The 5,430-nt window shown below is 36.2% G+C and carries 4 protein-coding genes; 3 read left to right on the forward strand and 1 reads right to left on the reverse strand.

Translation table 11 applies throughout. The features are described from left to right. The first annotated feature begins 98 nt into the window (after positions 1-98). Positions 99-620 (forward strand): hypothetical protein, encoded by a 522-nt coding sequence (locus tag E1171_RS08045; protein ID WP_187696336.1) that lies wholly within the window; start codon positions 99-101, stop codon positions 618-620. A 149-nt stretch (positions 621-769) separates the two neighbouring features. On the opposite strand, the gene E1171_RS08050 is transcribed toward E1171_RS08045, so the two are convergent. Then, positions 770-1,207 (reverse strand): acyl-CoA thioesterase, encoded by a 438-nt coding sequence (locus tag E1171_RS08050; RefSeq protein WP_155205498.1) that lies wholly within the window; start codon positions 1,205-1,207, stop codon positions 770-772. A 391-nt stretch (positions 1,208-1,598) separates the two neighbouring features. On the opposite strand from E1171_RS08050, the gene clpB reads away from it, so the two are divergent. Both clpB and E1171_RS08060 read left to right on the forward strand, forming a co-directional pair. Next, on the forward strand, positions 1,599-4,235 hold the full coding sequence (gene clpB, locus E1171_RS08055; RefSeq protein WP_155205499.1) for an ATP-dependent chaperone ClpB: 2,637 nt from the start codon (positions 1,599-1,601) through the stop codon (positions 4,233-4,235). Between the two features lie 292 nt (positions 4,236-4,527). Beyond that, on the forward strand, positions 4,528-5,349 hold the full coding sequence (locus E1171_RS08060) for a hypothetical protein (protein WP_155205500.1): 822 nt from the start codon (positions 4,528-4,530) through the stop codon (positions 5,347-5,349). Positions 5,350-5,430 lie beyond the last annotated feature (81 nt).

A 5,430-nucleotide genomic window follows, 5' to 3' on the forward strand; every position in this document is an offset into this window, starting at 1 on the left:
TTTTATTAATTATTATCATAGGGTCGTCTTGCGCGTCTTCGTATAAAAATATTAATCCAACTAATTTGTATTATCAGGCAAAAACAGAAGAAAATGGATTGATATTTGAATATAAATATGACGTTTTAAGGGAGAAGAAAAATAAGAAATATGCAAAAAAGGAGTCCAAAAAGGGAATAAAAGTAGTGGGCGTTAAAATTACTAATAATACAGGTCAAGCTTTGACTTATAATGAAGATCTTAAACTTTTTTCCGCAGGTTACGCTATTAGCCCCATTGAGCCTCAATTTGTATATGGAGAGTTGAAACAAGGAGTACCTATTTATTTACTTTATTTACTGTTAACTCCTTCAAAATTTAATTATTGGGAATCTGAAAATGGTGTGGTTAAAAATCAATCTTCTTTCCCTATTGGTTTGATATTAGGTCCAGGTATTAGTGGTGGAAATATGCTGGTTGCGGGTACTGCAAATCAAAATTTTTTGAAAGAATTAAAAACAAAAAACCTTATAGGTAAGGAGATAAAAAATGGAGAGACAGTTTCCGGTTTAATTGGTATGAGAAATATGGGTTATGCCCCGTTAGAGTTAAAGGTTATAGAGTCAACAGTTGAGAATTGATTCTTTTGTGATTGGAGCAAGGTTTACACCGGGTTCTCATTTTTTTATCACCTGGTGTAAATTATTACTTTTTGTAGACTTCAAACTCCTTTTTTGTCAGCCGATACTGTACCAGACTTTAGTATTGCTCCTCCTTTTTGACATTCATTTCAAACTTCGCTTTTCATTAAGTTTTCCTTAAGGGTTTCCGGGATAGAGGCTGGCCTACGATTTTCATAATCAAAACATACCATTCCCGTTTTACCACGAGCAATTTCTTTCCCTGAATTTTGCCCACTTAATCTGTAAATCAGATCAAAGCTAACTTTTGATAGTTCAGTTGCAGCAACTTCAATGATTATTTTTTCCCCATAGAAAGTCTCCGATTTATACATTATTCCTGAATCTGCCATGATCAAACCAATACCGTTTAAATTCAATTCGTCCTTATAGCCCAGCCATTGAAAGTATTGTACCCTGGCCTCGTGCATTAGCGATAAGATAGTGTCATTTCCTACATGTTTTCCATAATTCAAATCGGTGATGCGCACAGGAATGAAAGTTTGAAAGGGAAACTTTTCTGGTAAATTAATTTTTATTCTTGCCATGGTTATTCAATGTGATCTTTGATTAAATGAATACGTTTCTTATTGGAAAACTTTCTATCGTTAATGGAAATTAAGGATTAGGAATTTGCAAAAGGAAAAATGTGTTATTCCAACTTTAAAGCTATATAAAAAAACAATTTGTTGAATGCCTTACAGACCTTTGTTAATTTCTCTTTTATGAAAGGGCTAAATATATGGAGGAACATTTTAAGCTGTGAAGTTTTCCTTAAAAATAAGTTGGTCATCCCTTAATTAATGACAAAATGGCATTTGGATTTAATTTTTTGGTGTTTAAACTGACATAATTTCCGTATTTTAGCCCTGGTTTTTAAATGGATTATCATTTGATGGGTAAAAATTACAGAAAGGAAAAAATAAAAATACCGAAACCATGAACCTGAAAGACTACACTATAAAATCACAGGAGGCGATTCAAAAGGCTGTTGAGATAGCGTCAGCCAATGGCCAACAAGCTGTGGAAAACGGTCATTTATTGAAGGCCATATTAGCCACTGATGAAAACGTTATTGACTTTTTATTGAAGAAACTAGGGGTGCAAAAACAGTCGCTGGAAAATCAATTGGAAGCCGTTATTGATGCTTATCCAAAGGTTTCTGGTCAGCAGCCTTATCTTTCCAATGATACTTCTGCCACTTTACAAAAAGCAACAGCATACCTCAAGGAATTTAAAGATGATTTTGTAGCTGTGGAGCATATCCTGCTTGCTATGGTAAGCGCTAAAGATAAAGTAGGGCAATTGCTCAAAGAATTGGGCCTTAATGAAAAGGAACTGAAAGCGGCTATTAAGGAACTTAGAGGAGGTAGTAGAGTAACTGACCCTAATGCCGAATCCAAATATCAAGCTCTTGAGCGGTACTCCATCAATTTGAACCAAAAAGCAAAAGAAGGGAAAATCGATCCTGTTATTGGGAGGGATGAGGAAATTCGAAGAGTTTTACAAATTTTGGCTCGAAGAACAAAAAATAACCCCGTTCTTCTGGGGGAGCCTGGCGTAGGAAAAACTGCCATTGTAGAGGGAATGGCTCAGAGGATAGTAGATGGAGATGTTCCGGAAAATCTTAAATCCAAAACTATCATTTCCTTGGATATGGGATTGTTAGTAGCGGGGGCAAAATACAAAGGTGAATTTGAGGAAAGGCTTAAATCCGTGATCAAGGAAGTGACGGATTCTGAAGGTGAAATTATTTTATTCATCGACGAAATTCATACCCTCATTGGTGCAGGTGGAGGTGGTGAAGGTGCCATGGACGCCGCGAATTTGCTAAAACCAGCACTGGCTCGAGGAGAATTGCATGCCATTGGGGCCACAACTTTGAATGAATATCAAAAATATGTAGAAAAGGACAAGGCTTTGGAACGTCGTTTCCAAAGTGTGATTGTGGATGAGCCGAGTGTAGAAGATTCCATTTCTATTCTTCGAGGGATAAAGGAAAAATATGAATTGCACCATGGAGTTCGAATAAAGGACGATGCGGTAATTGCTGCTGTAGAACTTTCTAATCGTTATATCTCTGATCGTTTCCTCCCAGACAAAGCCATTGACCTGATGGATGAATCCGCTTCTAAGTTACGTATTGAAATGGATTCTATGCCGGAGGAGCTGGACGAATTAGAACGTAGAATAATGCAATTTGAAATTGAGCGGGAAGCTATCCGTAGGGAAAAGGATAAAGAAAAGGAAGCTCGTCTCAATAAAGTAATTGCTGAACTGACGGATAGCCGAAATGCTTTGCGGGCGAAGTGGGAAAATGAGAAGGCTGTCATCAATGGAATCAGAACAGAGAAGGAAGCAATTGATCGTTATAAAATTGAAGCTGAACAGGCAGAACGTGGCGGAGATTATGGACGTGTAGCAGAAATCCGCTATGGTAAAATTACCGAAAGCGAAAATAAATTGAAAGCCTATCAGGAGCAGTTGAAAAATATGCAGGAAACTTCCTTATTAAAAGAAGAGGTAGATGCGGAAGACATTGCAGAAGTGGTTGCCAAATGGACGGGAATTCCTGTAGCCAAGATGCTGCAAAGTGATAGAGAGAAATTATTGCAACTTGAAGAAGAGTTGGGTAAGCGTGTGGCCGGTCAGGAAAATGCCATTACGGCTATTTCTGATGCAGTTCGAAGAAGCAGAGCTTCCCTTCAGGATCCAAATCGTCCTATTGGATCTTTTATTTTCCTCGGGTCCACAGGAGTGGGTAAAACGGAATTGGCTAAGTCTTTGGCTGAATATCTTTTTAATGATGAAAATGCCATGGTTCGGATTGACATGTCCGAATATCAAGAAAGACATACCGTAAGCCGTTTAATTGGAGCTCCTCCAGGATATGTGGGATACGAAGAGGGTGGACAACTTACTGAGGCAGTTCGTAGGAAACCTTATTCTGTAGTATTGCTGGATGAAATCGAAAAGGCCCATCCCGATGTATTTAACATTTTACTTCAGGTATTGGATGATGGTCGATTAACGGATAATAAGGGGCGTACGGCCAATTTTAAGAATACCATTATCATCATGACTACCAATATTGGTTCTCATCTGATCCAGGAAAATTTTGAAAAATTGACTCCTGAAAATGAGGAAGAAGTGGTTAGAAGAACTGAGCATGAGGTTATGGAATTGTTAAAGAAAACTGTGAGACCAGAATTTCTGAATAGGGTGGATGAAATCATCACTTTCCGTCCACTTTCCAAAGCCGATTTGCGAAAAATTGTTTCCATACAGTTCCGACAGATTCAAAAACGGCTTGAAGACAGTGGAATGAGATTAGAAGCCAGTAAGGAAGTTTTAGACTATTTGGGAGAACAAGGATATGACCCTCAATTTGGAGCTAGGCCACTGAAAAGAGTGATGCAACGGCAAATTCTTAATGAATTGTCCAAAGAGATTATTTCTGGAAATGTCCATAAAGAATCAGTGATAGGCCTAAGTTTAAATAAAAATAATCAGATTGAATTTATGAATCTCGATCAGGTGGATATTCCTTCGGAAAACCCGGAGGAAGAGAATTAAAGGAGAAGGACTTTGAAAAAAGAGGCTGAATCAAAAGGAACTTTTGGACAGCCTCTTTTTTTAATAACAATAATTAGTAACAAAATTCCTCTCTAATTTTCAATGGTACATCTCCTTGAATTGTATTTTCCTTTCCCTTGTCATTGGTGGTTCCAAAACTGAAAAATTTAACTTGATTGAGTTTTAAATTTTTCTTCTTTAAGTACAGGTTTTATCATTTTAATTTGTCTCAATTTTAGAACTAGGGTTAAAACACCGCTGTTTCAATAAAGGATTGATCAATTAAATGTGGATGAAACAAAAAAGCGAATCCCAGTTATTTAATGAAAAGATTGAATTCTTAGAAAATCAACTTCACGCCCTAAATAAAAAGATTAATACTCCAAAAAAGATAGAATGGTGGAAAAAAAACATTCCTTTAACAATTTGTTTAATAGCATTAGTTTCATCTCTGATTTTTAACGTCGCTATTTTAAGGAAAAGTCACTTTAAAAAAGGGTCAGACTTTAAAGCTGAGAAAATTAAAGAAGTTGAAAATTTAACCTTGGCTATATTAGATGTTTTTGAGGCAGGAGAATATTTACTTCCGAAGCCATCAATGGATATTCTGGGGACTTATAATAACTACAGAAGGGAAATTTATGTAAAAAAAATTATTAGAGCAATGGCGCAAATTGACCACAAATTCTCCACTAATATTTATGGGATTGTTGGTAAACAGTTAGAATCAGAGGGTCAATTTGCTGAAGCTATAAAATATTTTGGGCTGGCAAGGGAAAATGCAAGAAACCCAATATCAAGAGCACTTGCATTTCGGGAATTAGGAAATATTTATGGACTATTTGATACAAAGATTTATAATTACGATTCTTCTAATTATTATTGGAAACAATCTCTAATAACTTCAGACAGTATAATTGGAGATAAAAAATACTACTTCAAAGGGTATGCTTACTTTTTGCGAGGTCAAAGGTCCTATCTTCAAGGCTATCACGATAATGCTATTGCTTTAATGGATTCAGCCATAATTGAATTTGAAAAAATGAGTGACTACAATCCCTGGAAATGGGAAAGTTTAGATAGGGTGGATGGTTTTCTTGAGATTACCGAATAAGAACCCTTTATCATAATATCAAAAAACTTTCTAACTGCAAAAGAAGGGTGGAAGTAATTGATATAATGTAGATATACCACA

The sequence above is a fragment of the Xanthovirga aplysinae genome (assembly GCF_009711365.1).
Taxonomy (GTDB): domain Bacteria; phylum Bacteroidota; class Bacteroidia; order Cytophagales; family Cyclobacteriaceae; genus Xanthovirga; species Xanthovirga aplysinae.